Below are 23,775 nucleotides of genomic sequence, written 5' to 3' on the forward strand. Positions count from 1 at the left end.
CGCCTGCCCGGTGAGCCGCTTCACTTGAGGAGATATCTCTAGAGAGGTGACTTCATGGCGCTGGTTCACGCCGATGAGATCTTCTGGCTGCTGCCCTGCAGCCACCGCACTCCGGGACACGCCCGCGCGCTGCTCCGCAAGCAGCTCGCCGAGTGGGATGCCGGCGCAGACCCCGCCGAAGCGGCCGAGCTGCTGCTCTCCGAGCTGGTCACCAACGCCGTACGGCACTCCCGCGCGCCCCATGGCCGGGACATCGGGGTCCGCCTCGCGCGGTACGACGGGGTGCTGCGTGTGGAGGTGGCCGACGCGGGCCCCGCCGTCAAGCTCACGCCACAGGTCGTGGCGGACTGGGACGAGCGGGGGCGCGGGCTCGCCATCGTCGCGGCACTGGCCGAGCGCTGGGGCTGCTGCCCCCGGCGCCACGGGATCGGGAAGGCCGTCTGGGCAGAGATCCGCTGGATGCAGGAGGCACCCGCATGCTGAGGTTTCGGGAGGAAGTCCGGCTCGCCTTCGCGATCGGCCAGGCCGTCTACGACCGGCGCAACGAGCTCGGGATCTCGCAGGGCGAACTGGCGCGGCGGGCCGGGATGACGCAGCCGGAAGTGTCCAGGCTGGAACTCGGCGCCACCACGGCGGCCGTGCCGCTGCTGGCACGGCTGGCACGGGCCATGGACTCCGAGCTGAGCTTCAGGCTCGTCGGCGAGAGCGCCGAGATCACGTTCCGAGATGGGTCGCGGCGAACATCTTGAGGGTGGTGGGGAGGACCAGGACCGAGGGGCCCGGGGTGGCGAGGGACGTGGCCAGGTCTTCGCGGAGGGTGTCCGCGGTGGTGAGGGCGGCCGGGACGCCGAAGGAGGCCGCCAGGGCGACGAAGTCGGGGCGGGTCAGCTCCGTGCCGGTCTCGCAGCCGTACTCGCGCAGGATGCCGTAGCCGCCGTCGTCCACGATCAGCCAGGTGACGTCCAGGTCGTGCTGCTTCGCCGTGGCCAGGTCCGCGATCGAGTACATCGCGCCGCCGTCGCCGGAGACGGCCAGGACCGGGGTGCCCGGCTCCGCCGCGCACGCGCCGAGGGCCGCCGGGAAGGCGTAGCCGAGGCCGCCCGCGCCCTGGGCCGAGTGCATGGTGTTCGGGTGCTTCGCGTCGAAGGCCGACCACGCCCAGTAGGACAGGATCGTCATGTCCCAGAAGGACGGGGAGCGAGGCGGCAGGGCCGCGCGGACGGAGGTCAGGAGTTCCTGTTCCCGCGCGACGTCCTGACCGGACAGGCGGTCCGCGACGGCCGACAGGACCATGCGGACGCGGTCCGGGGCGTACGGGTCCTCGCGCTCGGCCACCGTCTCCAGCAGGGCCTGGAGCCCCAGGCGGGCGTCGGCGTGGATGCCCAGTCCCGCGTGGTTGGACTCCAGCTTGCCGAGGTCGGCCTCGATCTGGATGACCCGGCCCGTGGGGAAGAAGGTGTGGTAGTTCGAGGACAGTTCGCCCAGACCGGAGCCGACGACGAGGAGGACGTCCGCGTCCTCCAGGAAGTCGGTCATGTAGCGGTCCTCCAGCCAGGACTGGAGGGAGAGCGGGTGCGTCCAGGGGAAGGCGCCCTTGCCTCCGAAGGTGGTGACCACCGGGGCGCCCAGGCGTTCCGCCAGCTGCTTCAGCTTGCCCGCCGCGTCCGAGCGGATGACACCGCCGCCCGCGATGATCACCGGGCGGGAGGCCCGCGACAGCCAGTGTGCCGCCAGCGCCGTCAGCTCCGGGCGCGGGGCGAGTTCGTGCGGGGTCGCGTCCACGCCCGTGACCTGCGGAACGAGGGTCTCGGCCCGCAGGACGTCCTCCGGGATCTCCACCCAGACCGGGCCGTGCGGGGCGGACAGCGCCGACTCCCAGGCCGCCGCGACCGCCGACGGGATCTGGGAGGGGGTACGGGCCACGTGCACCGACTTCACCACGTCCCTGAAGGACGCGGACTGGTCGCGCAGCTCGTGCAGGTACCCCTGCCGGCCCCCGCCCAGGCCCGCCACGGGCACCTGGGAGGAGACGGCGATGACGGGCGCGGACGCGGCCGCCGCCTCCGCCAGCGCGGGCAGGGCCATCAGCGCCCCCGGGCCCGTCGACAGCAGTAGCGGCACGGCCTCGCCCGTGATCCGGCCGTACGCGTCGGCGGCGAAGCCCGCGTTGTTCTCCGTGCGGAGGGTGATCAGGCGCAGGTCCGAGCGGCCGACCGCGTCGAAGACGGCCAGCGCGTGCTGCCCGGGCAGGCCGAAGACGGTGGTCGCGCCGAGGGAGCGCAGCGTTTCCACGACCAGGTCCCCGCCCGTGCGGCCTGGCGGCGGCGCCAGGGCGGCGGCCGTCTGGGCCTCGGTGGGACGGAGTACCAGGTCGTGGTCGTGCGTCACGCTCTTAGTTGCCCTTCGCCTTCGCCGCCGCACTGTGCTTATCGGCGCTGCGTGCCCGCAGCGACTTGACGGCTCATGATCGTGGTGAGCTCGTACGCGGTGTGCGAGGCCGCGACCGAGGTGATCTCCGCGTGATCGTACGCCGGGGCGACCTCGACGACGTCGGCGGAAACGAGGTTGCAGGAGGACAGACCGCGGATGATCTCCAGCAGCTCGCGGGAGGTCATGCCGCCCGCCTCCGGGGTGCCGGTGCCGGGCGCGTGCGCCGGGTCCAGTACGTCGATGTCGATGGAGATGTACAGCGGGCGGTCGCCGATGCGCTGGCGCAGCTGGTCGGCCACCTCGTCGGCGCCGCGCCGGTAGACGTCGGCGGAGGTCACGATTCCGAAGCCCATCTTGGCGTCGTCGTCCAGGTCCTGCTTGCCGTACAGCGGGCCGCGGGTACCGACGTGGGACAGCGCCTCGGTGTCGAGGATGCCCTCCTCGACGGCGCGGCGGAACGGGGTGCCGTGGGTGTACTCGGCGCCGAAGTAGGTGTCCCAGGTGTCCAGGTGCGCGTCGAAGTGGAGCAGCGCGACCGGGCCGTGCTTCTTGGCGACCGAACGGAGCAGCGGGAGGGCGATGGTGTGGTCGCCGCCGAGGGTCATCAGGCGGGAGCCGGAGCCCAGCAGCTCGTCGGCCGCGGCCTCGACCGTCTCGACGGCCTCGTTGATGTTGAAGGGGTTCACGGCGATGTCGCCGGCGTCCGCGACCTGCGCGAGGGCGAAGGGGGAGGCGTCCTGGGCCGGGTTGTACGGGCGCAGCAGGCGCGAGGCCTCGCGGATCGCGTTGCCGCCGAAGCGGGCGCCGGGACGGTAGGAGACGCCGGAGTCGAAGGGCACGCCGACGACGGCGACGTCGGCGGAGCCGACCTCGTCGAGGCGCGGCAGCCGGGCGAAGGTCGCCGGGCCCGCGTAGCGCGGGATGCGGGAGGAGTCGACGGGTCCGCGCGGCTGCGTGCTCATGGGGGGTGCCCTTCTGAAGGTCCTACAAGTGCGGTCCTTCGAGCGTAAGCCGGTGCCCACAGGACGGCGAAGTGTACGTTCTATCCATAGACAGCCCCTGACATGTACGGAGTATCCATGGAGGCCCCGCTCACTCCTCCGGTCCCCCTCGGCGCGCTGCTCCCCGCCCGGGAGCTGGGCCTGCGCCACCTCGCGGGGCCCGTCGAGGCGGATGTGCACGGGGTGCACGCCTCCGAGATGGCGGACCCGTCGCCCTACCTGCTGGGCGGCGAGCTGCTCCTGACGGCGGGGGCGGCGCTCACCGACGCCGAGGCGTACGTCGCGCGGCTCTCCGAGGCCGGGGTGGCGGCGCTCGGCTTCGGCGTGGCCCCGGTGCACGAGGAGGTGCCGCCGGGGCTCGCCGAGGCCTGCGACCGGTACGGGCTGCCGTTGCTGGAGGTGCCGCCGGGGACCCCGTTCACCGCGGTGGCCCGTGCGGTCTGGCGGCTGATGGCGGAGGCCCGTACGCGGGAGCTGCGCCGCGTCACCGAGGCCCAGCAGTCACTGGCCGCCGCGGCCGCCCGGCCCGACCCGGTCCCGGCGGTGCTGTCCCGGCTGGCGGCGAGCCTGGGGGGCCACGTCGTCCTGCTCCCGGCCGGCCCGTCGGCGGGGCGGTCGGCGGGGCGCGCGCTGCCGCCCGAGACCGCCGAGGCCCTGTCCGCCCTGCTGGCCCGCGTCGGCCCGCCCGGCGGCGCGGCCACCGCCACGGACTCCGCGGCGGGCTGGAGCCTGACCGCCTACGCCCTCGGCGACGGCCCCGTCCTCGGCGTGGCCCGCCCCGACCGCACCCCCGGCGACCACGCCGTCACCGCCATCGCGGCCGTGCTGCTGACGCTGCTCACCGCGGACCGGCCCGAGGGGGACGCGGCGGCCGCCCTCACCCGGCTCCTGCTGGACGGGGACCCCGCCGGGGCCCTGGCTCCCGGGCCCTGGCACGTCGTGCACGCCCGCGGCTCCGGTGACCCCCACGCCCTGGCGGCCGCGCTGGGCACCGTACTGCTGGATCCGCGCGGGGACCGCGTACGGCTGCTCACCGACCGGGAGCCGGCCCCGCAGCCCGGATGGCGGCTGGGGGTGAGCGCCCCGGCCGGCCCGGCCGGGCTGGCGACCGCGACGGCCCAGGCCGGGCGGGCCCTGGACCGCGCGGAGGCGGCCCGCACCCCGCTGGCCCGGCACACGGGCGGGGGCCTGGCCGCCCTCGTCGACCCGGCGGAGGCCCGCGCCCACGCCGAGTCCCTGCTCTCCCCGCTCGGCCCGGCGCACCGCGAGACCCTGCGCGCCTGGCTCGCCCACCACGGCAGCTGGGACCGCACGGCGGCCGCCCTCGGGGTCCACCGCAACACCGTCCGCCAGCGCGTGGCCCGCGCCGCCGGCCTGCTGGCCCTGGACCTCGACGACCCCGACGCCCGGATGGAACTGTGGTTTGCGCTACGCGCTCTGGACAGCACCGATAACTCGCCGGTAACTTAATCTGAGCAAGCGCTTAGCCATGGCGGCGGACCGCCGCGACCGAAGGGAGCCGGCCGTGCGCCGTACCGTATTCAACGAGGACCACGAGGCGTTCCGCGAGACCATCCGCGCCTTCATCGAGGCCGAGGTCGTCCCCGTCTACGACGAGTGGTTCCAGGCCGGCCAGGCGCCGCGCGACTTCTACTACAAGCTCGGCGAGCTGGGCGTCTTCGGCATCAACGTGCCCGAGGAGTTCGGCGGCGCGGGCCTGGACACGCACAAGTTCGAGGCCGTCCTGTACGAAGAGACCTCCCGCGCGGGCGTGAACTTCGGCGGCTCCGGCGTGCACGTGCTGCTCGCCCTCCCCTACATCAAGATGCTCGCCAACGACGAGCAGAAGAAGCGTTACCTCGAGAAGTTCGTCACCGGCGAGGAGATGTGGGCGCTCGCCATGACCGAGCCGGGCACCGGCTCCGACGTCGCGGGCATGAAGACCACCGCCAAGCTCTCCGAGGACGGCACCCACTACGTCCTCAACGGCGCCAAGACCTTCATCACCGGCGGCGTCCACGCCGACCGCGTGATCGTCTGCGCCCGCACCTCCGCCCCCTCGGCCGAGGACCGCCGCTTCGGCATCTCCCTGTTCGCCGTGGACACCAAGTCCGAGGGCTACTCCATAGGCCGCAAGCTGGACAAGCTCGGCCTGCGCACCTCCGACACCGCCGAGCTGGCGTTCGTCGACGTGAAGGTCCCGGTCGAGGACCTCCTCGGCGAGGAGAACAAGGGCTTCTACTACCTCGGCGCCAACCTGCCCTCCGAGCGCTGGGGCATCGCCTTCGGCGCGTACGCGCAGGCCAAGGCCGCCATCCGGTTCGCCCAGCAGTACGTGACCGAGCGCACCGTCTTCGGCAAGCCGGTCGCGCACTTCCAGAACACCAAGTTCGAGCTGGCCGCCTGCCAGGCCGAGGTGGACGCCGCCGAGGCGGTCGCCGACCGCGCCCTGGAGGCCCTGGACGCCGGTGAGCTGACGGCGGCCGAGGCCGCGTCCGCGAAGCTGTTCTGCACCGAGGTCGCGCACCGCGTCATCGACAAGTGCCTCCAGCTGCACGGCGGCTACGGCTACATGAACGAGTACCCGATCGCCCGCCTGTACGCCGACAACCGCGTGAACCGCATCTACGGCGGCACCAGCGAGGTCATGAAGTCCATCATCGCCAAGTCCATGGGTCTCTGAGGAAGTTCGGGCACTTAGCCTTCACCCATGAACGAGGCACTGACGACGCTCCTCGATCTGCTCGACCTCGAGCAGATCGAGGAGAACATCTTCCGCGGTACCAGCAGGCCTTCCCTGGTACCGCGCGTCTTCGGCGGTCAGGTCGCGGCCCAGGCACTGGTCGCGGCCGGGCGGACCGTCCCGGCGGACCGCACCGCGCACTCCCTGCACTCGTACTTCCTGCGCACCGGGGACACCGGCGCGCCCATCGTGTACTCCGTGGACCGGATCCGCGACGGGCGCTCCTTCACCACGCGCCGGGTCGTCGCCGTCCAGCACGGGCAGCCGATCTTCCACCTCTCCGCGTCGTTCCAGAAGTACGAGGACGGCCTCGACCACCAGGTCGCGATGCCGCCCGCCCCCGACCCGGAGTCCCTGCCCACGGCGGCCGAGTCCCTGCCCGCGTACCGGGAGATCTTCCGCGACCCGGGCACGGTGGAGCGGCTGATCGAGACCCGGGAGGCGGTGGACCTGCGGTACGCCACGACCCCGCCCTGGGGCAGCATCGGCGAGCCGGTGGAGCCGCGCTCGCAGGTGTGGTTCCGCACGGCCGGGAAGCTGGACAGCACCGACCCCCTGCTGCACACCTGCCTGGCCACCTATGTCTCCGACATGACCCTGCTGGACTCGGTGCTGCTCGCCCACGGGCGCGGCGGCTGGGCGGTCGGCGACGTGGTCGGCGCCTCGCTGGACCACGCGATGTGGTTCCACCGGCCGTTCCGCGCGGACGAGTGGCTGCTGTACGACCAGGAGTCGCCCTCGGCGGCCGCCGGCCGGGGCCTCGGCCAGGCCCGCATCTGGACCCAGGACGGACGCCTGGCCGTCACGGTCATCCAGGAAGGCGTGGTCCGCGTCCCGCGCGACCGGGCCTAGGCGCCGGGGTTGCCGGGGTCGACGGGGTTGACGGGCCGCTTGTAGTACCGCCACGGGAACCATCCCGCGCCGACCGGAATCCAGCCTTCTGATTCCATCCGCCGGTGTCGCGCGAGGGAGGGGAGCGTCACCCGGCAGTGCTCCCAGGGGTGGCCGGACGCCTCCACCTCGTGGAAGAAGGGGCCGTAGCCGACCATGTGCCAGCCGTCGCGGCCGGCTTCCTCCAGGGCGGCCATCTCGTTGAACGCGGTCAACCCGCTGAGGGTGCGGCGCTTCGGGGCGTTCGGTCCCCCGGCGGCCGGCGCCGACGGGCCCGCGGCCTTGCCCGCGAAGCGCTGCTGGGCGGCCTGGCGGCTCACTCCCAGGACGCGGCCCACCGTGTCCCAGCTGTGGCCGGCGGCCCGGGCGCCCTGGACGGCCTCGCGCAGCAGCCGGCTCGCCTCCTCGGCGCCGACGCGCGAGGCGTCCACCAGGCGCAGGTACCCGAAGGCGTCGTGTTCGAGCGATTCGGCCAGCCCCTCGGGGGCGCCGAGTACGGCTGCGGCGATCCCTTCGCGGATCCGGTCCATCTCCACCGGGTGGAGCAGCGGTTCGTTGCTCATCGGCTCAGTCCGGCAAGGGGTTCGAGGGCGTCGAGGACTGCCTCGTCACGGCGCATCCGTTCGGCGGCGGCGTCGTTGCGGGCCGCGGCCCGGGCGGTCAGGCCGGCCGTGCAGGCGATGAGTGCGAGGCCCACGAGGATCAGGGCGACGGTGGCGGAAGTGCCGAACCGGTCGCCGGACATCACCGTCACGGCCGGCAGGCTCACGGCCAGCGGCAGCACGGCAGCCATGGATGTGGTGGCGGGAAAGAGGTCCCGGTGCCGGGCCTTCGACTTCAAGATCAACATGCGTCAAGGAAACCTTGACGCGGCCGAGTTGTCAAGAATTCCTTGACGCCCGTGTCCCGTACGCGGTCTCAGTCGGCGGGCCGCCTCAGTCCCACCAGAAGCCCCAGTGGGCGGCGCCGGTGACGGCCTCGTCCGTGTAGGCGCGGAGGGTGCCGGAGCCCTGCCAGATGTTGTCGGGCGCGAAGGCGAAGTGCTCCGCCGCGACGGGGAGCGACCGGACGAGCGTGCGAGGCGGGGCCGCGACCGACACGTGGAGTTCGTCGAAGCCGAGGGCGACGACGCGGGCGCCGAAGCGGTCCTCCCAGGAGCGCAGGACCGCGCTCATGAGGGCGGTGTCGTTCTCGTAGTTGGTCGGACCGCCCCAGCCCAGCGCGGTGGGAACGTCGGCCCCGCGGCCGGCGGGCACCAGTGCGAGCCGGGGGCTCGGCAGGAAGCCGTCCCCGATCAGCTCGTCCGCGAGCTCGCAGGCCGCGGCCTGCGGATCCGGCCCGCCCTCCGGCCCGGATTCCGCGAGCCCCGGCCAGCCCCTGCCGAAGGGCGCGATGATCTCCTCGCCCTCCGCGCCCTCCTCCGGGTCCGGAACCACCCTGGACCAGAACTCGCGGAGCACCGGCTCGACGTGGTGGTCGTCGGGGTCGGACATCCGCTCCGGCACGAACTCCCTGTCCTGCCACCATCGTTCGAGCCCGCGACGGCCCTGGAACAGCACCGCCTGCAGCCCGGCGGCGGCGAGGGCCGGGCTGCGGGCCGCGGCGAGCGCGCCGACACCCACGGCCTCGTCGGAGACCCACAGCAGCGGCTCGGGCGCCCTGCCCCACCTGCGCCGACCGGGCCTGTCGATCACCGTGCCCGGCGGCACATCGAGCCCCAGGGACCGGCCTTGGGGATCGCCGGCCAGTACGGACAATGGATCGCGCGGCTTCGCGGGCTTCGACATGGGCCGAACCTAGCCGCCAGCACTGACAGTCGAGCCCAGGGCTACGAGCCCGGGACTACGAGTCCAGCAGGCCCGCCGCGTCCAGCAGGTAGGCGACCATCGGGTCGTAGTGGCGCGGGTCGCGGACGTGGTCGTCCAGCGGGATCGCCACCTGGAGGGTGCCCTCGGCCTCGCCGAGGAAGAGCGCCGGGTCGTTGCAGTCCGCGTAGCCCACCGCGTCCAGGCCGCGCTGCGCCGCGCAGCCCGCCCAGCCGTGGTCGGCGACGACCAGGTCCGGCTGCGGACGGCCCGCCGCCGTGAGCCCGTCCAGGATCGCGGCCATCGGCTCCGGCGAATGGGTGTGCCACAGCGTCGCGCCCCGCTCCAGCACGGCGACGTCGGCGAACTGCCACACCGAGCCCTCGTCGGCCGTCAGGCCGGAGGGGATGACGACGATCTCGCACCCGGCCGCCCGCAGGGCCGCCGCCGTGGCCCGGTGGACGTCCAGCAGCCCGCCCGGGTGCCCGGTGGCCAGCAGCACGCTCTGCCGGTCCAGCGCCGCCTTGCGCAGCCTCGCCGCCAGCCGGTCCAGGCCCGCCACGGTCAGCTCGGGGTCGATGGTGTCCTGGCCGAAGCGGAGCTCCGGGTCGTCCACGACCCCGCACCGCTCGGCCATCACCGCCAGGACGTCCTGCTCGTCGGTCCAGCGGTCACCCAGCTCCAGGCCGAGCCAGTAGTGCCGGTCGCCGTTGGCGAGCTTGCGGTAGTGGGAGAGGTTGTTCTCGCGCGGGGTCGCGACCTGCCCCGCGATCCGGGTGGCGACCAGGTGGTCGATGAGTTCTGCGCGGCTGGGTACGGGCGTCTCTATCGGCTTCGGCATACGGGCCATTCTGCCGCCGCCCAGGCGGAAGCGTCCCGTCCATCCCGGCCCGCGGACGCCCCGGCTCACGCCGACAGCGCCCCGAACGCCCCGTGCGCGAGCCGCCGGAGCAGGGACTCCGTCGCCTCCCGCCCCAGGGCCGCCAGGTGCGGGGTGGAGTTCAGCAGGCCGAAGACGGCGTGCACGGAGACCCGCACCTGTGCCTCGCCCACCTCCGGATGCAGTTCCCGTACGACCGCCACCCACAGCTCCACGTACTGCCGCTGCAGCTGCCGTACGAGCTTGCGGTCGGTGTCCCGCAGCCGGTCGAGCTCCCGGTCGTGCAGGGTGATCAGCGCCCGGTCGTCCAGCGCGAAGTCGATGTGCCCGTCGATGAGGGAGGACAGGACCAGGGCGGAATCGCCCTCCGCCTCCTCCACCCGGCGGCGGCCGCCGGTCAGCAGACGCTCGCTGATGCCGACCAGCAGCTCGGCGAGCATGGCGTCCTTGCCCGCGAAGTGCCGGTAGAGGCCGGGGCCGCTGATGCCCACCGCGGCCCCTATCTCGTCGACGCCGACGCCGTGGAATCCGCGCGCGGCGAAGAGGCGTGCGGCCTCACTGAGGATCTGCTCGCGACGGGTCGGGGCGGCCGCTCTGGTGCTCATGGGAAACCATTCTAGACAGGGCCGTTAGCGGTCGTTAACCTAAGCCGTACATGCGTTAACGCTCATTAACAGCGTGCACCGAGCAAGGGAGCTCGACCGATGCAGCAGGCACCAGTGCTGACGAGCGCCGCGGACCCGGCGTCCGAGGCCTGGCGGACCAACGAGGCCGCCCACCGCGAGCTCACCGAGGGGCTGCGGGCCCGGCTCGACGCGGCCCGGCTCGGCGGCGGCGAGAAGGCCCGCGCCCGCCACACCGCCCGCGGGAAGCTCCTCCCGCGCGACCGCGTCGACACCCTCCTCGACCCCGGATCCCCCTTCCTGGAGCTGGCCCCGCTGGCCGCCGAGGGCATGTACGGGGGCGCGGCCCCCGCCGCCGGGGTGATCGCGGGCATCGGCCGGGTCAGCGGCCGCGAGTGCGTGATCGTCGCGAACGACGCCACCGTCAAGGGCGGCACGTACTACCCGATGACCGTCAAGAAGCACCTCCGCGCCCAGGAGGTGGCCCTGGAGAACCGTCTCCCCTGCCTCTACCTGGTCGACTCCGGTGGCGCCTTCCTCCCCATGCAGGACGAGGTCTTCCCCGACCGGGAGCACTTCGGCCGCATCTTCTACAACCAGGCGCGCATGTCGGGGGCCGGCATCCCGCAGATCGCCGCCGTCCTCGGCTCCTGCACGGCGGGCGGCGCGTACGTCCCGGCCATGAGCGACGAGGCCGTCATCGTCCGCAACCAGGGCACGATCTTCCTCGGCGGCCCGCCGCTGGTGAAGGCCGCCACCGGCGAGGTCGTCACGGCGGAGGAGCTGGGCGGCGGCGAGGTCCACTCCCGGGTCTCGGGCGTGACCGACCACCTCGCGGAGGACGACGCGCACGCGCTGCGGATCGTACGGAACATCGTGGCGACCCTGCCCGAGCGCGGGGCCCTGCCCTGGTCGGTCGAGGCTCCCGAGGAGCCGAAGGTGGACCCGTACGGCCTGTACGGCGCGGTCCCCGTCGACTCGCGCACCCCCTACGACGCCCGCGAGATCATCGCCCGGATCGTGGACGGCTCCCGCTTCCAGGAGTTCAAGTCCGAGTTCGGCCAGACGCTCGTCACCGGCTTCGCCCGGATCCACGGCCACCCGGTCGGCATCATCGCCAACAACGGCATCCTGTTCGCCGAATCCGCCCAGAAGGGCGCGCACTTCATCGAGCTGTGCGACCAGCGCGGGATCCCGCTGCTCTTCCTCCAGAACATTTCGGGCTTCATGGTCGGCCGGGACTACGAGGCGGGCGGCATCGCCAAGCACGGCGCCAAGATGGTGACCGCGGTCGCCTGCACCCGGGTGCCGAAGCTGACGGTGGTGGTCGGCGGCTCGTACGGCGCGGGCAACTACTCGATGTGCGGGCGGGCGTACTCGCCGCGGTTCCTGTGGATGTGGCCGAACGCCAAGATCTCGGTGATGGGCGGCGAGCAGGCCGCCTCCGTCCTGGCGACGGTCAAGCGCGACCAGATCGAGGGCGCGGGCCAGGAGTGGCCGGCCGAGGACGAGGAGGCCTTCAAGGCCCCGGTCCGCGCGCAGTACGAGGAACAGGGCAACGCCTACTACGCCACGGCCCGGCTGTGGGACGACGGGGTCATCGACCCGATGGAGACCCGGCAGGTGCTGGGACTGGCCCTGACCGCGTGCGCGAACGCCCCGCTGGGCGACTCCGCTTTCGGCATCTTCCGTATGTGACGTGAGGACCTCTTCGATGTTCAGCACTGTTCTGGTCGCGAACCGCGGCGAGATCGCGGTCCGGGTCATCCGCACCCTGCGGGAGCTCGGCATCCGCTCCGTGGCCGTCTTCAGCGACGCCGACGCGGACGCCCGCCACGTACGGGAGGCCGACACGGCCGTCCGCATCGGCCCGGCGGCGGCCGCCGAGAGCTACCTGTCGGTGGAGCGGCTGCTGGATGCCGCGAAGCGGACGGGCGCCGAGGCCGTGCACCCGGGCTACGGCTTCCTCGCCGAGAACGCGGCCTTCGCCCAGGCCTGCGCGGACGCCGGACTGGCCTTCATCGGGCCGCCCGCCTCCGCCATCTCCCTCATGGGCGACAAGATCCGGGCCAAGGAGACGGTGAAGGCGGCGGGCGTGCCCGTGGTCCCCGGCTCCTCCGGCAGCGGCCTGACCGACGCCGAACTGGTCGCGGCCGCCTCGGAGATCGGCATGCCGGTGCTGCTGAAGCCCTCGGCGGGCGGCGGCGGCAAGGGCATGCGGCTCGTACGCGACGAGGCGGTGCTGGCCGAGGAGATCGCGGCGGCCCGCCGCGAGGCCCGCTCGTCCTTCGGCGACGACACCCTCCTGGTCGAGCGGTGGGTGGACCGGCCCCGGCACATCGAGATCCAGGTGCTGGCGGACTCCCACGGGAACGTGGTCCACCTGGGCGAGCGCGAGTGCTCGCTCCAGCGCCGCCACCAGAAGGTCATCGAAGAAGCCCCCTCGGTCCTGCTCGACGAGAAGACCCGCGCGGCGATGGGCGCGGCGGCCGTCGACGCGGCCCGCTCCTGCGGGTACGTCGGCGCGGGCACGGTGGAGTTCATCGTCCCGGGCGGGGACCCCTCCTCGTACTTCTTCATGGAGATGAACACGCGCCTCCAGGTCGAGCACCCGGTGACGGAGCTGATCACCGGCCTGGACCTGGTGGAGCAGCAGCTGCGCGTGGCCGCGGGGGCTCCTCTCGGGTTCGACCAGTCCGACGTGACGCTGACCGGCCACGCCATCGAGGCCCGTGTCTGCGCGGAGGACCCCGCCCGGGGGTTCCTGCCGTCCGGCGGTACGGTCCTGGCGCTGTCCGAGCCGGACGGCGGCCCGGTCCGTACGGACTCCGGGCTGACGGCGGGCGTGCCGGTCGGGTCGACGTACGACCCGATGCTGTCGAAGGTCATCGTCCACGGGCCGGACCGGGCCAGTGCCCTGCGCATGCTGCGGGCCGCCCTCGCCGACACGGTGATCCTGGGTGTCCAGACCAACGCGGGGTTCCTGCGTCGTCTGCTCGCGCACCCGGACGTGGTGTCGGGCGAACTGGACACGGGCCTGGTCGAGCGCGACCTCCCGTCCCTCCTCCCGGACGGCGTCCCGGCCGAGGTGTACGCAGCGGCTGCGCTGCTGTCTGGCCCCCACCCCGCCCCTTCCCGAACCTGGGGCTCCGCCCCAGACCCCGGTCCTCAAACGCCGGACGGGCTGGGTAGGTGGGTCGACCCGTTCGATGCCGTCAACGGCTGGCGCCTCGGCGGGACTCCGGCGTGGACCGTGCACCGCTTCCGCCTCCCCGGCCAGGATCCCGTGGAGGTCCGCACTCGGCCGTCGGGCTCCGGGACCGAGCTCGTCCTGGCCGACTCCGGCACCGATCCAGCCTCGCCGGCGTTTGAGGCGCGGGGTCTGGGGCAGAGCCCCAGCGCACCGGCGCGCGCCCGGATCGTCACCCGCACACCGGACCACCTCACCATCGAGCTGGACGGCGTCACGCACACCTTCAGCCACGCCACCTCCCCGGAGGGGACCTGGCTGGGCCGCGACGCGGACTCCTGGCACGTGCAGGCCCACGACCCGGTGGCCGCCGCCCTGAGCGGGAGCGGCCACGCGGGGGCCGACACCCTGGCCGCCCCCATGCCCGGCACCGTCACCGTCGTCAAGGTGGCCGTCGGCGACAAGGTGGTGGCCGGGCAGAGCCTCCTCGTCGTCGAGGCCATGAAGATGGAGCACGTCATCTCCGCCCCGCACGCCGGGACCGTCACCGAGCTCGACGTCACCCCCGGCACCACCGTCGCCATGGACCAGGTCCTGGCCGTGGTCACCCCGGAACCGGAAGAGGAGGCGGCCGCATGAACCGTCTGCCCATGACCGTCCCGGCCCCCGGCCTCCCGGCCCGGGTCCGGATCCACGAGGTCGGCGCCCGCGACGGGCTGCAGAACGAGAAGACGGCCGTCCCCACCGCCGTCAAGGCCGAGTTCATCCACCGGCTCGCCGCGGCCGGCCTCACCACCGTCGAGGCCACCAGCTTCGTCCACCCCAAGTGGGTGCCGCAGCTCGCCGACGCCGAGGAACTGTTCCCGCTCCTCGGCGACGTGCAGGCGGCCCTGCCCGTCCTCGTCCCCAACGAGCGCGGGCTCGACCGCGCCCTCGCCCTCGGTGCCACCCGCATCGCCGTCTTCGGATCGGCCACCGAGACCTTCGCCTCCCGCAACCTCAACCGGACCGTCGCCGAGTCCCTCGCCATGTTCGAGCCCGTCGTGGCCCGCGCGAAGGAGGGCAAGGCGCACGTCCGCGGCTACCTCTCGATGTGCTTCGGCGACCCCTGGGAGGGCCCGGTCCCGGTCCACCAGGTCGTCTCCGTGGCCACGTCCCTGCTCGACCTCGGCTGCGACGAGCTCAGCCTCGGCGACACGATCGGCGTCGCGACCCCCGGCCACGTCCAGGCACTGCTCAGCGGCCTGAACGAGGCGGGCGTCGCCACCGACCGCATCGGCGTGCACTTCCACGACACCTACGGCCAGGCCCTCTCCAACACCCTCGCCGCGCTCCAGCACGGCGTGACCACGGTCGACGCCTCGGCCGGCGGCCTCGGCGGATGCCCGTACGCGAAGAGCGCCACCGGCAACCTCGCCACCGAGGACCTGGTGTGGATGCTCGACGGTCTCGGCATCGAGACCGGGGTCGATCTGGCCGCCCTCACCGCCACGAGCGTGTGGATGGCCGAACAGCTGGGGCGCCCCAGCCCCTCCCGTACCGTCCGCGCCCTCTCCCACAAGGAGTAGTCACATCATGTCCCTCGACCACCGGCTCACCCCTGAGCACGAGGAACTCCGCCGCACCGTCGAGGAGTTCGCGCACGACGTCGTCGCGCCCAAGATCGGCGACCTGTACGAGCGCCACGAGTTCCCGTACGAGATCGTCCGCGAGATGGGCCGCATGGGCCTGTTCGGCCTGCCCTTCCCCGAGGAGTACGGCGGCATGGGCGGCGACTACCTCGCCCTCGGCATCGCCCTGGAGGAACTGGCGCGCGTCGACTCCTCGGTCGCCATCACCCTGGAGGCCGGCGTCTCCCTCGGCGCCATGCCGATCTACCTCTTCGGCTCGGAGGAGCAGAAGCGGGAGTGGCTGCCGAAGATGTGCTCCGGCGAGATCCTGGGCGCCTTCGGCCTGACCGAGCCCGGCGCGGGCAGCGACGCGGGCGGCACCCGCACCACCGCCGTGCGCGAGGGCGACGAGTGGGTCATCAACGGCTCCAAGTGCTTCATCACCAACTCCGGTACGGACATCACCGGTCTGGTCACCGTCACCGCCGTGACGGGCCGCAAGGCGGACGGCCGCCCCGAGATCTCCTCGATCATCGTCCCGTCCGGCACGCCGGGCTTCACGGTGGCCGCGCCGTACTCGAAGGTCGGCTGGAACTCCTCGGACACCCGTGAGCTGTCCTTCGACGGCGTACGGGTCCCGCTCGCCAACCTGGTGGGCGAAGAGGGGCGCGGCTACGCCCAGTTCCTCCGGATCCTCGACGAGGGCCGCATCGCCATCTCGGCGCTGGCCACCGGGCTCGCCCAGGGCTGCGTGGACGAGTCGGTGAAGTACGCCAGGGAGCGGCACGCCTTCGGCAAGGCGATCGGCGACAACCAGGCCATCCAGTTCAAGCTGGCCGACATGGAGATGCGCGCGCACATGGCCCGCGTCGGCTGGCGCGACGCGGCCTCCCGGCTGGTGGCCGGGGAGCCGTTCAAGAAGGAGGCGGCGATCGCGAAGCTGTACTCCTCCACGGTCGCCGTCGACAACGCCCGCGAGGCCACTCAGATCCACGGCGGCTACGGGTTCATGAACGAGTACCCCGTGGCCCGGATGTGGCGGGATTCCAAGATCCTGGAGATCGGCGAGGGCACGAGCGAGGTCCAGCGCATGCTGATCGCGCGTGAACTGGGCTTCTCCGCCTAGCCGCAGGACTCGTACGGACGCAGGACAGCACGGAGGGGGCCCTGAAAGTTAGGGCCCCCTTACCGCTTTCGGCCAAGGTTAGGCTAACCTTCCTTCCGAACGGCCCGGTGGCTGGCCGCCCTGCACGCACGAAAGCGGACATCGACATGCCCAAGTCCCGAACCTCCTCCCTGACCCGCCGCGGATTCGTCGCGGCCGGCGGCGCCCTCGGCCTCGTCGCGGCGCTCGCCGCGTGCGGAGGCACCGACTCGGCGAAGGGTGACGGCGGCAAGGACAAGGGCGCCGCGGCTTCGGGCCCCTGGTCGTTCAAGGACGACCTCGGCAAGGACGTCAGCACCAAGTCCACGCCGAAGAACGTCGTCGCGTTCACCGGCACCGCCGCCGCGCTGTACGACTACGGCGTCCCGGTCAAGGGCGTGTTCGGCCCGACCAAGACCGCCGACGGCAAGCCCGACGTCCAGGCCGGCTCGATGGACATCTCCAAGGTCGAGATCCTCGGCAACGTCTACGACGAGTTCAACGTCGAGAAGTACGCGGCCCTCCAGCCCGACCTGCTGGTCACCAACACCTGGGACGGCACGTACTGGTACGTCCCGGAGGCCTCCAAGGACAAGATCCTGAAGCTGGCCCCGGCCGCCGCGATCAAGGTGGGCGGCGACGTCACCCTCGACAAGGCGCTGGAGCGCACCGCGGACCTCGCCAAGTCCCTCGGCGCCGACATGAACGCCAAGAACACCGTCGACGCGAAGGCCCGCTTCGAGGCCGCCGCCGCGAAGCTGCGCGAGGCCACCAAGGCCAACCCGGGCGTCAAGGTGCTCGTCGGGTCCGGCTCCGCCGACCTCTTCTACGTCTCGACCCCGGACACCTCGGCCGACCTGAAGTACTTCAAGTCCCTCGGCGTCGAGTTCGTCACCCCGGAGAAGCTGGACGAGGGCGGCTTCTTCGAGAGCCTCAGCTGGGAGAACGCCGGCAAGTACAAGGCCGACGTCGTCCTGCTCGACAACCGCACCGGCACCCTGCAGCCGACGGACCTGAAGGCGAAGGCCACGTGGGCCGAGCTCCCCGCCGTCAAGGCCGGCCAGGTCACCCCGCGCGTCACCGAGCCGATCTACTCGTACGACAAGTGCGCCCAGATCCTGGAGGACCTCACGAAGGCCGTCCAGAGCGCCAAGAAGGTCAGCTGACCACCCTTCACTCCGGCTGAATCCCAGGGGGGACTCTCCGCATGACCGCCACCGCGTCCGACGCCCCGGCCGTAGCGCACTTCCGGTTCTTCGCGCTCGACGTGCTCCGCACGCGCCGCCTCGGCCACTCGTTCCTGAGGGTCACGTTCGGCGGCGAGTCCCTCGCGGACTTCCGCTCGGGCGGCTTCGACCAGAGCCTGTCGCTCTTCCTGCCGGCGGGCGACCAGGAGCACACGGTGCTCCCGTCCACGGACGAGGACACCTGGTTCGCCGCCTGGCGCGGAATGCCGGACGGGGAACGCCCGGTGATGCGCTCCTACACCGTGCGCGAGCAGCGCCGTACGGCCGGGGGCGTGGACGAGGTCGACATCGACTTCGTCCTGCACGGGGACGCGTCCCCCGCCTCCCGCTGGGCGGGACGGGCGGTCACCGGCCGCCGGATCATGGCGATCGGCCCGGCCGTCGCGGAGAACAAGTCCGTACGGTTCCAGCCGCCGGCCGGCGGCGACGCGATCTGGATGTACGCCGACGAGACGGCCCTCCCGGCCGCCGCCGCCATCCTGGACCGGCTGCCCGCGGGCACCCGGGTCCGGGCGTGGCTGGAGGTCCCGCACGAGGACGACCGGCTGCCGCTGGACACCCTCGCCGAGGCGGACATCACCTGGATCGTGCGCGGCAGCGCGGGCCGGGAGCGGACCGAGCAGCTGCTGAGCGTGCTGCGGGCCGAGGAACCGCGCCCCGCCGAAGCGCCGTACGTATGGCTGGCGGGCGAGTCCGGCACGATCCGGGCCGTGCGCCGGCACTTCGTGCAGGAACGATCTGTCGATCGCCGCGCGGTGCGTTTCACCGGCTACTGGCGACTCGGCGCGAGCGAGGAGCAGCTCCTCGCCGAGGCGTACGCGGGCCAGGCCCCGAGCGAGGACCCGGCTTCCGAGCTGTAGTCAATTCCCGTACGTCACAACGCAGTTGGAGATGGGCCCCGGCTTTCGGCCGGGGCCCATCTCCATTTGGCCTAATACTTAGGTTAGGCTAACCTAAGCCATGCCACCCCACCCCCCGCTCTGCCTGCCCGGAGGAAAGTTGATGCGCTCGCATCTGCTGAACGAGACGACCGCGGACCTCTACCGGCGTTCCGTCACCGAGGGAGTCGAACGCGTCGCGGCCAAACTCGCGAGCACGCAGCGGCCCCACACCGGCATCTCCGTCGACGAACTCGCCCCGGTCATCGACGGGATCGACCTCGACAAGCCGCTCGAAGACCCGGCCGCCGCCCTCGACGAGCTGGAGGACGTCTACCTGCGCGACGCGGTCTACTTCCACCACCCGCGCTACCTGGGCCACCTCAACTGCCCGGTCGTCATCCCCGCGGTGCTCGGCGAGGCGGTCCTGTCGGCCGTCAACTCCTCCCTCGACACCTGGGACCAGTCCATCGGCGGCACGCTCATCGAGCGCCGTCTCATCGACTGGACCGCCCGGCGCATCGGCCTCGGCCCCGGCGCCGACGGCGTCTTCACCTCCGGCGGCAGCCAGTCCAACTTCCACGCGCTGCTCCTCGCCCGTGACGAGGCCTGCCGCATCGTCATGAAGAAGGCGCTGGACGAGGGCCGCGAGCTCACCAAGGCCGAACTCCTCCCGAAACTGCGCATCTTCACCTCCGAGGCCAGCCACTTCAGCGTGAAGAAGTCGGCCGCCATGCTCGGACTCGGCTACGAGGCCGTCATCGCCGTCCCCGTCGACCGCAGCCGCCGCATGGACACCGCGGTGCTCGCCCTGGAGCTGGAGGAGTGCGCCGCCGAAGGCCTCTTCCCGATGGCCGTCGTCGCCACCGCAGGCACCACCGACTTCGGGTCCATCGACCCGCTCCCCGAGATCGCCCGCCTGGCCGCCGAGCACTGCGCGTGGATGCACGTGGACGCCGCGTACGGCTGCGGACTGCTGGTCTCCCCCACCCGCCGGCACCTCCTCGACGGCATCGAGCGCGCCGACTCGGTCACGGTCGACTACCACAAGTCCTTCTTCCAGCCCGTCAGTTCCAGCGCCGTGCTGGTCCGCGACCGCGACACCCTGAGGCACGCCACGTACCACGCGGACTACCTCAACCCGCGCCGGATGGCCGAGGAGCACATCCCCAACCAGGTGGACAAGTCCATCCAGACCACGCGCCGCTTCGACGCGCTCAAGCTCTGGATGACCCTGCGCGTCATGGGCGCCGACGGCGTCGGCTCGCTCTTCGACGAGGTCGTCGACCTGGCCGCCGCCGGCTGGGACCTCATCGACGCCGACCCGCGCTTCGAGGTCGTCGTAAGGCCCCAGATCTCCACCCTCGTCTTCCGCTACGTCCCGGCGGGCGAGGTCCGGGGGGACCTGGTCGACGAGGCCAACCTGCACGCCCGCAAGGCCCTGTTCGCCTCCGGCGAGGCCGTCGTCGCGGGCACCAAGGTGGACGGGGACCAGTACCTGAAGTTCACCCTCCTCAACCCTCAGACCACGACGGCCGACATCACGGCCGTCCTCGACCTTCTCGCCGCACACGCCGAGCAGTTCCTGGGAGAATCCCTTGCCGTCCACCACTGAGCCCCACGACTTCATCGGCATCGGCTTGGGTCCCTTCAATCTGGGACTCGCCTGCCTGACGGCGCCGATCGACGAACTCGACGGCCTGTTCATCGAGTCGAAGCCGCACTTCGAGTGGCACGCCGGAATGTTCCTGGACGGCGCCCACCTGCAGACGCCGTTCATGTCGGACCTGGTCACCCTCGCCGACCCGACGTCGCCCTTCTCCTTCCTGAACTACCTGAAGGACCAGGACCGGCTGTACTCCTTCTACATCCGGGAGAACTTCTACCCGCTGCGGGCCGAGTACAACGACTACTGCCGCTGGGCCGCCGACCGGCTCGACAACGTCCTGTACTCCACCTCCGTCACCGAGGTCACCTACGACGAGCGGGCCGGCCTGTACGAGGTCCGCACGGACCGGGGCGAGACCCACCTGGCCCGCCGCCTGGTCCTCGGTACCGGCACCACGCCCTTCGTCCCGGAGGCCTGCGCCCGCCTCGGCGGGGACTTCCTGCACAACTCCGCCTACATGCGACACAAAGCGGAGCTGCAGAAGAAGAAGTCGATCACCCTGGTCGGCTCCGGCCAGAGCGCGGCCGAGATCTACTACGACCTGCTGGCCGAGATCGACGTGTACGGCTACCAGCTCAACTGGGTCACGCGCTCACCGCGGTTCTTCCCGCTGGAGTACACGAAGCTGACGCTGGAGATGACCTCCCCCGAGTACGTGGACTACTTCCACGCCCTCCCCGAGGACACCCGCTACCGGCTGGAGACCCAGCAGAAGAACCTCTTCAAGGGCATCGACGGCGACCTGATCAACGCCATTTTCGACCTGCTCTACCAGAAGAAGATCAGCATGCCGGGCGCCGTCCCGACCACCCTGCTGACCAACACCTCGCTGAACAGCACGGCCTACGACACCACCACGGGCACGTACACCCTGGGCCTGCGCCAGGAGGAGCAGGAGCGGGACTTCACCCTCGCGACCGAGGGCCTGGTCCTGGCCACCGGCTACAAGTACACCGTCCCGGAGTTCCTCGCCCCCCTGCGCGACCGGCTGAACTTCGACGGCCGCGGCCGCCTCGACGCCGCCCGCAACTACAGCGTCGACACCACCGGGCGCGAGGTCTACCTGCAGAACGGCGCGACCCACAACCACTCCCTCACCTCGCCCGACCTGGGCATGGCCGCGTACCGCAACGCGTACATCATCGGTGAGCTCCTCGGCCGCGAGCACTACAAGGTCGAGAAGTCCATCGCGTTCCAGCAGTTCGCAGCCCCGGAAGGCACGCACGCATGAGCACCACCTCCGAGATCCTGTACGCCCGCACCGACGCGGCGCTCGGGACCTTCTCCCTCCGCCCGCTGGACCCCTTCTCGGACGCGGAACTCCTGCACGGCTGGGTCACGCACCCCAAGGCCTCGTTCTGGATGATGCAGGACGCCTCGCTGCCGGACGTCGAGCGCGAGTACATGAAGATCGCCGCGGCCGAGCACCACCAGGCCTTCATCGGCCTCCACGAGGGCCGGCCGGCCTTCCTGATGGAGACGTACGACCCGGCCGAGCTGGAGCTGGTCGGCCTCTACGACGCCCAGCCCGGCGACGTCGGCATGCACTTCCTCGTCGCGCCGAGCGACACCCCCGTGCACGGGTTCACCCGCGCGGTCATCACCACGGTCATGGCGGCCGTGTTCGCGGACCCGGCGGCCGCCCGTGTGGTCGTCGAACCGGACGTCCGCAACACGGCGGTCCACGCCCTGAACGAGGCCGTCGGCTTCCTGCCGGACGGCCCGGTCCAGAAGCCGGAGAAGGAAGCCCTGCTGAGCTTCTGCACCCGTGCGCGGTTCGAGGCCGCCACCGGCATCAGCACCACGAAGGAACTCTCGATATGAGCCTCGCCGACGCCGTCTCCCACCTCTCCCCCGAGCTGTGGGCACGGGCCAACCGCGCCCTCGTCCGCAAGGCCCTCGCGGAGTTCTCCCACGAGCGCCTGCTGACTCCGAAGCCGCTGGACTCCGGCTTCTACTCGGTGCTGAGCGACGACTCCACCGTCGAGTACCGCTTCAAGGCCGACCTCCACGCCCTGGACCACTGGTCGGTGGACGAGTCCTCGATCACCCGCCACCGAGGCGGCGCCGAGCTCCCGCTGGACGCCCTCGACTTCCACATCGAGCTCAGCGGGACCCTGGGCCTCAGCGCCGAGGTCCTGCCCGTCTACCTGGAGGAGATCTCCTCCACCCTGGCCGGCACGGGCTTCAAGTACACCAAGCCGCAGGTCCCCGCGTCGGTGCTGGCCACGTCCTCCTTCCAGGACATCGAGACGGGCATGACCGAGGGCCACCCCTGCTTCGTGGCGAACAACGGCCGCCTCGGCTTCGGCGTGCACGAGTACCTCTCGTACGCCCCCGAGACGGCGAGCCCGGTCCACCTGGTGTGGGTGGCGGCCCGCAAGGACGTCTCCACCTTCACGGCGGGCCCGGACCTGGACCACGACGCGTTCATGCGCGCCGAACTGGGCGAGACGGCCATCGCCGGCTTCTCCGCGAAGCTGTCCTCCCTCGGCCTGGACCTGGCGGACTACCACCTGCTCCCCGTCCACCCCTGGCAGTGGTGGAACAAGACCACGGTCACCTTCGCGGCCGAGATCGCGAACCAGCGCCTGGTCCTGCTGGGCGAAGGCTCCGACGCCTACCTGCCCCAGCAGTCGATCCGTACGTTCTTCAACACGACCACCCCCGCGAAGCACTACGTGAAGACCGCCATCTCGGTCCTCAACATGGGCTTCATGCGCGGCCTGTCGGCCGCGTACATGGAGGCCACCCCGGCCATCAACGACTGGCTCCACCAGCTGATCGAGTCGGACCCCGTCCTGCGGTCCGTCGACTTCTCGATCATCCGCGAGCGGGCGGCGATCGGCTACCACCACCGCCAGTACGAGCGCGCCACCGACCGGTACTCCCCGTACCGCAAGATGCTGGCCGCGCTGTGGCGCGAGTCCCCCGTGAACTCCCTGCAGGGCGACGAGCGCCTGGCCACCATGGCCTCGCTCCTCCACGTGGACGCCGAGGGCAACTCCTTCGTCGGCGCCCTGATCGCGGAGTCGGGCCTGACCCCGTCGCAGTGGCTGGCGTCCTACCTCCGCGCGTACCTGGTCCCCCTCCTGCACTGCTTCTACCGGTACGACCTCGCGTACATGCCGCACGGCGAGAACACGATCCTCGTCATCGAGGGCGGCGTGGTGAAGCGGGCGATCTTCAAGGACATCGCCGAGGAGATCGTGGTCATGGACCCGGACGCGGTCCTGCCGCCCGCGGTCGAGCGGGTCCGGGCGGACATCCCGGAGGACATGAAGCTGCTGTCGGTCTTCACGGACGTCTTCGACTGCTTCTTCCGCTTCCTCGGCCCGATCCTCGTCACGGAGGGCATCTGCGACGAGGACACGTTCTGGCGGGCGGTCGCGGACTGCGCCCACGCGTACCAGGACTCCGTGCCGGCCCTCGCGGAGCGCTTCGCCCGCTACGACCTGTTCGCGGACGAGTTCCAGCTGTCCTGCCTGAACCGCCTGCAGCTGCGCAACAACAAGCAGATGGTCGACCTCGCCGACCCGTCGGCCGCCCTCCAGCTGATCGGCACCCTCAGGAACCCCGTCGCGGCCTTCGCCCGGCGGTGACCGGGGGCGGTCGCGGTCTCGATACGGTCCCTCGACGCCGCGACCGCTCCCTCACCCGCGAG

General features: G+C 71.8%; 22 protein-coding genes. 15 read left to right on the forward strand and 7 right to left on the reverse strand.

Going from position 1 to position 23,775, the window contains the following annotated elements:
• Positions 1-54: 54 nt before the first annotated feature.
• Complete coding sequence (locus OG737_RS09760; RefSeq protein WP_328925809.1) at positions 55-483, forward strand: ATP-binding protein; 429 nt, start codon at positions 55-57, stop codon at positions 481-483.
• A complete protein-coding gene (locus OG737_RS09765) occupies positions 477-749 on the forward strand; it encodes a helix-turn-helix transcriptional regulator (RefSeq protein ID WP_328925810.1) in 273 nt (90 codons plus the stop codon). The genes OG737_RS09760 and OG737_RS09765 overlap by 7 nt, the downstream gene beginning before the upstream one ends.
• Here the strand turns inward: OG737_RS09765 and OG737_RS09770 are convergent.
• Together OG737_RS09770 and speB are read right to left on the reverse strand one after the other, a co-directional pair.
• Positions 715-2,388 (reverse strand): thiamine pyrophosphate-binding protein, encoded by a 1,674-nt coding sequence (locus OG737_RS09770; RefSeq protein ID WP_328925811.1) that lies wholly within the window; start codon positions 2,386-2,388, stop codon positions 715-717. The two genes, OG737_RS09765 and OG737_RS09770, sit on opposite strands and share 35 nt — an antisense overlap.
• A 38-nt stretch (positions 2,389-2,426) precedes the next feature.
• The gene (gene speB / locus OG737_RS09775) at positions 2,427-3,392 is read right to left on the reverse strand and encodes an agmatinase (protein ID WP_328925812.1); all 966 of its coding nucleotides are present in this window, start codon (positions 3,390-3,392) and stop codon (positions 2,427-2,429) included.
• Positions 3,393-3,494: 102 nt separating this feature from the next.
• Between speB and OG737_RS09780 the strand changes: the two genes are divergently transcribed.
• The 3 genes from OG737_RS09780 to tesB are packed head-to-tail and all read left to right on the forward strand — an operon-like array spanning position 3,495 to position 7,026.
• The gene (locus OG737_RS09780; RefSeq protein WP_405921425.1) at positions 3,495-4,901 is read left to right on the forward strand and encodes a helix-turn-helix domain-containing protein; all 1,407 of its coding nucleotides are present in this window, start codon (positions 3,495-3,497) and stop codon (positions 4,899-4,901) included.
• Between the two features lie 55 nt (positions 4,902-4,956).
• Positions 4,957-6,114 carry an acyl-CoA dehydrogenase family protein gene (locus tag OG737_RS09785; protein ID WP_328925814.1) on the forward strand — a complete coding sequence of 386 codons (1,158 nt, stop codon included), beginning with the start codon at positions 4,957-4,959 and terminating at the stop codon, positions 6,112-6,114.
• A gap of 27 nt (positions 6,115-6,141) precedes the next feature.
• Positions 6,142-7,026, forward strand: a complete 885-nt coding sequence (gene tesB, locus OG737_RS09790; protein WP_328925815.1) for an acyl-CoA thioesterase II — start codon at positions 6,142-6,144, stop codon at positions 7,024-7,026.
• On the opposite strand, the gene OG737_RS09795 is transcribed toward tesB, so the two are convergent.
• The 5 genes from OG737_RS09795 to OG737_RS09815 all read right to left on the reverse strand — a co-directional run bounded on the left by OG737_RS09795 (position 7,023) and on the right by OG737_RS09815 (position 10,355).
• A complete protein-coding gene (locus OG737_RS09795; protein WP_328925816.1) occupies positions 7,023-7,628 on the reverse strand; it encodes a hypothetical protein in 606 nt (201 codons plus the stop codon). The genes tesB and OG737_RS09795 overlap by 4 nt on opposite strands.
• A complete protein-coding gene (locus OG737_RS09800; RefSeq protein ID WP_328925817.1) occupies positions 7,625-7,915 on the reverse strand; it encodes a hypothetical protein in 291 nt (96 codons plus the stop codon). The genes OG737_RS09795 and OG737_RS09800 overlap by 4 nt, the downstream gene beginning before the upstream one ends.
• A gap of 85 nt (positions 7,916-8,000) precedes the next feature.
• A complete protein-coding gene (locus OG737_RS09805; RefSeq protein WP_405921426.1) occupies positions 8,001-8,852 on the reverse strand; it encodes a DUF4253 domain-containing protein in 852 nt (283 codons plus the stop codon).
• A gap of 55 nt (positions 8,853-8,907) precedes the next feature.
• Positions 8,908-9,720, reverse strand: coding sequence for a phosphatase (locus tag OG737_RS09810; protein ID WP_328925819.1), 813 nt, complete (start codon positions 9,718-9,720; stop codon positions 8,908-8,910).
• 56 nt (positions 9,721-9,776) lie between these two features.
• Complete coding sequence (locus OG737_RS09815) at positions 9,777-10,355, reverse strand: TetR/AcrR family transcriptional regulator (RefSeq protein WP_328925820.1); 579 nt, start codon at positions 10,353-10,355, stop codon at positions 9,777-9,779.
• Between the two features lie 99 nt (positions 10,356-10,454).
• Between OG737_RS09815 and OG737_RS09820 the strand changes: the two genes are divergently transcribed.
• From OG737_RS09820 to OG737_RS09865, 10 genes are all read left to right on the forward strand, one after another.
• On the forward strand, positions 10,455-12,071 hold the full coding sequence (locus OG737_RS09820) for a carboxyl transferase domain-containing protein (protein WP_328925821.1): 1,617 nt from the start codon (positions 10,455-10,457) through the stop codon (positions 12,069-12,071).
• A gap of 16 nt (positions 12,072-12,087) precedes the next feature.
• A complete protein-coding gene (locus tag OG737_RS09825) occupies positions 12,088-14,202 on the forward strand; it encodes an acetyl-CoA carboxylase biotin carboxylase subunit (RefSeq protein WP_328925822.1) in 2,115 nt (704 codons plus the stop codon).
• On the forward strand, positions 14,199-15,131 hold the full coding sequence (locus tag OG737_RS09830; RefSeq protein ID WP_328925823.1) for a hydroxymethylglutaryl-CoA lyase: 933 nt from the start codon (positions 14,199-14,201) through the stop codon (positions 15,129-15,131). The genes OG737_RS09825 and OG737_RS09830 overlap by 4 nt, the downstream gene beginning before the upstream one ends.
• A gap of 7 nt (positions 15,132-15,138) precedes the next feature.
• Positions 15,139-16,299, forward strand: coding sequence for an acyl-CoA dehydrogenase family protein (locus tag OG737_RS09835; protein WP_328925824.1), 1,161 nt, complete (start codon positions 15,139-15,141; stop codon positions 16,297-16,299).
• Between the two features lie 146 nt (positions 16,300-16,445).
• Positions 16,446-17,483 carry an ABC transporter substrate-binding protein gene (locus OG737_RS09840; RefSeq protein WP_328925825.1) on the forward strand — a complete coding sequence of 346 codons (1,038 nt, stop codon included), beginning with the start codon at positions 16,446-16,448 and terminating at the stop codon, positions 17,481-17,483.
• A gap of 41 nt (positions 17,484-17,524) precedes the next feature.
• Positions 17,525-18,424: a siderophore-interacting protein gene (locus OG737_RS09845; RefSeq protein ID WP_328925826.1), complete on the forward strand. Its 900-nt coding sequence runs from the start codon at positions 17,525-17,527 to the stop codon at positions 18,422-18,424.
• Positions 18,425-18,566: 142 nt separating this feature from the next.
• Positions 18,567-20,057: a pyridoxal phosphate-dependent decarboxylase family protein gene (locus OG737_RS09850; protein ID WP_405921427.1), complete on the forward strand. Its 1,491-nt coding sequence runs from the start codon at positions 18,567-18,569 to the stop codon at positions 20,055-20,057.
• Positions 20,041-21,342 (forward strand): SidA/IucD/PvdA family monooxygenase, encoded by a 1,302-nt coding sequence (locus OG737_RS09855; protein ID WP_328925828.1) that lies wholly within the window; start codon positions 20,041-20,043, stop codon positions 21,340-21,342. The genes OG737_RS09850 and OG737_RS09855 overlap by 17 nt, the downstream gene beginning before the upstream one ends.
• Entirely contained in the window at positions 21,339-21,935 is a 597-nt protein-coding gene (locus OG737_RS09860; RefSeq protein WP_328925829.1) for a GNAT family N-acetyltransferase, read from the forward strand. The genes OG737_RS09855 and OG737_RS09860 overlap by 4 nt, the downstream gene beginning before the upstream one ends.
• Complete coding sequence (locus tag OG737_RS09865) at positions 21,932-23,713, forward strand: IucA/IucC family protein (protein ID WP_405921428.1); 1,782 nt, start codon at positions 21,932-21,934, stop codon at positions 23,711-23,713. Before OG737_RS09860 ends, OG737_RS09865 begins: the two co-directional genes overlap by 4 nt.
• Positions 23,714-23,775 lie beyond the last annotated feature (62 nt).

It is taken from the genome of Streptomyces sp. NBC_00122 (assembly GCF_045160845.1).
GTDB lineage: Bacteria > Actinomycetota > Actinomycetes > Streptomycetales > Streptomycetaceae > Streptomyces.

Coding starts and splice junctions, on each gene's coding strand:
- OG737_RS09760 (WP_328925809.1), top strand. CDS start 55: ATGGCGCTGGTTCACGCCGATGAGATCTTCTGGCTGCTGCCCTGCAGC.
- OG737_RS09765 (WP_328925810.1), top strand. CDS start 477: ATGCTGAGGTTTCGGGAGGAAGTCCGGCTCGCCTTCGCGATCGGCCAG.
- speB (WP_328925812.1), bottom strand. CDS start 3,392: ATGAGCACGCAGCCGCGCGGACCCGTCGACTCCTCCCGCATCCCGCGC.
- OG737_RS09780 (WP_405921425.1), top strand. CDS start 3,495: ATGTACGGAGTATCCATGGAGGCCCCGCTCACTCCTCCGGTCCCCCTC.
- tesB (WP_328925815.1), top strand. CDS start 6,142: ATGAACGAGGCACTGACGACGCTCCTCGATCTGCTCGACCTCGAGCAG.
- OG737_RS09795 (WP_328925816.1), bottom strand. CDS start 7,628: ATGAGCAACGAACCGCTGCTCCACCCGGTGGAGATGGACCGGATCCGC.
- OG737_RS09800 (WP_328925817.1), bottom strand. CDS start 7,915: ATGTTGATCTTGAAGTCGAAGGCCCGGCACCGGGACCTCTTTCCCGCC.
- OG737_RS09805 (WP_405921426.1), bottom strand. CDS start 8,852: ATGTCGAAGCCCGCGAAGCCGCGCGATCCATTGTCCGTACTGGCCGGC.
- OG737_RS09810 (WP_328925819.1), bottom strand. CDS start 9,720: ATGGCCCGTATGCCGAAGCCGATAGAGACGCCCGTACCCAGCCGCGCA.
- OG737_RS09815 (WP_328925820.1), bottom strand. CDS start 10,355: ATGAGCACCAGAGCGGCCGCCCCGACCCGTCGCGAGCAGATCCTCAGT.
- OG737_RS09820 (WP_328925821.1), top strand. CDS start 10,455: ATGCAGCAGGCACCAGTGCTGACGAGCGCCGCGGACCCGGCGTCCGAG.
- OG737_RS09825 (WP_328925822.1), top strand. CDS start 12,088: ATGTTCAGCACTGTTCTGGTCGCGAACCGCGGCGAGATCGCGGTCCGG.
- OG737_RS09830 (WP_328925823.1), top strand. CDS start 14,199: ATGAACCGTCTGCCCATGACCGTCCCGGCCCCCGGCCTCCCGGCCCGG.
- OG737_RS09835 (WP_328925824.1), top strand. CDS start 15,139: ATGTCCCTCGACCACCGGCTCACCCCTGAGCACGAGGAACTCCGCCGC.
- OG737_RS09840 (WP_328925825.1), top strand. CDS start 16,446: ATGCCCAAGTCCCGAACCTCCTCCCTGACCCGCCGCGGATTCGTCGCG.
- OG737_RS09845 (WP_328925826.1), top strand. CDS start 17,525: ATGACCGCCACCGCGTCCGACGCCCCGGCCGTAGCGCACTTCCGGTTC.
- OG737_RS09850 (WP_405921427.1), top strand. CDS start 18,567: ATGCGCTCGCATCTGCTGAACGAGACGACCGCGGACCTCTACCGGCGT.
- OG737_RS09860 (WP_328925829.1), top strand. CDS start 21,339: ATGAGCACCACCTCCGAGATCCTGTACGCCCGCACCGACGCGGCGCTC.
- OG737_RS09865 (WP_405921428.1), top strand. CDS start 21,932: ATGAGCCTCGCCGACGCCGTCTCCCACCTCTCCCCCGAGCTGTGGGCA.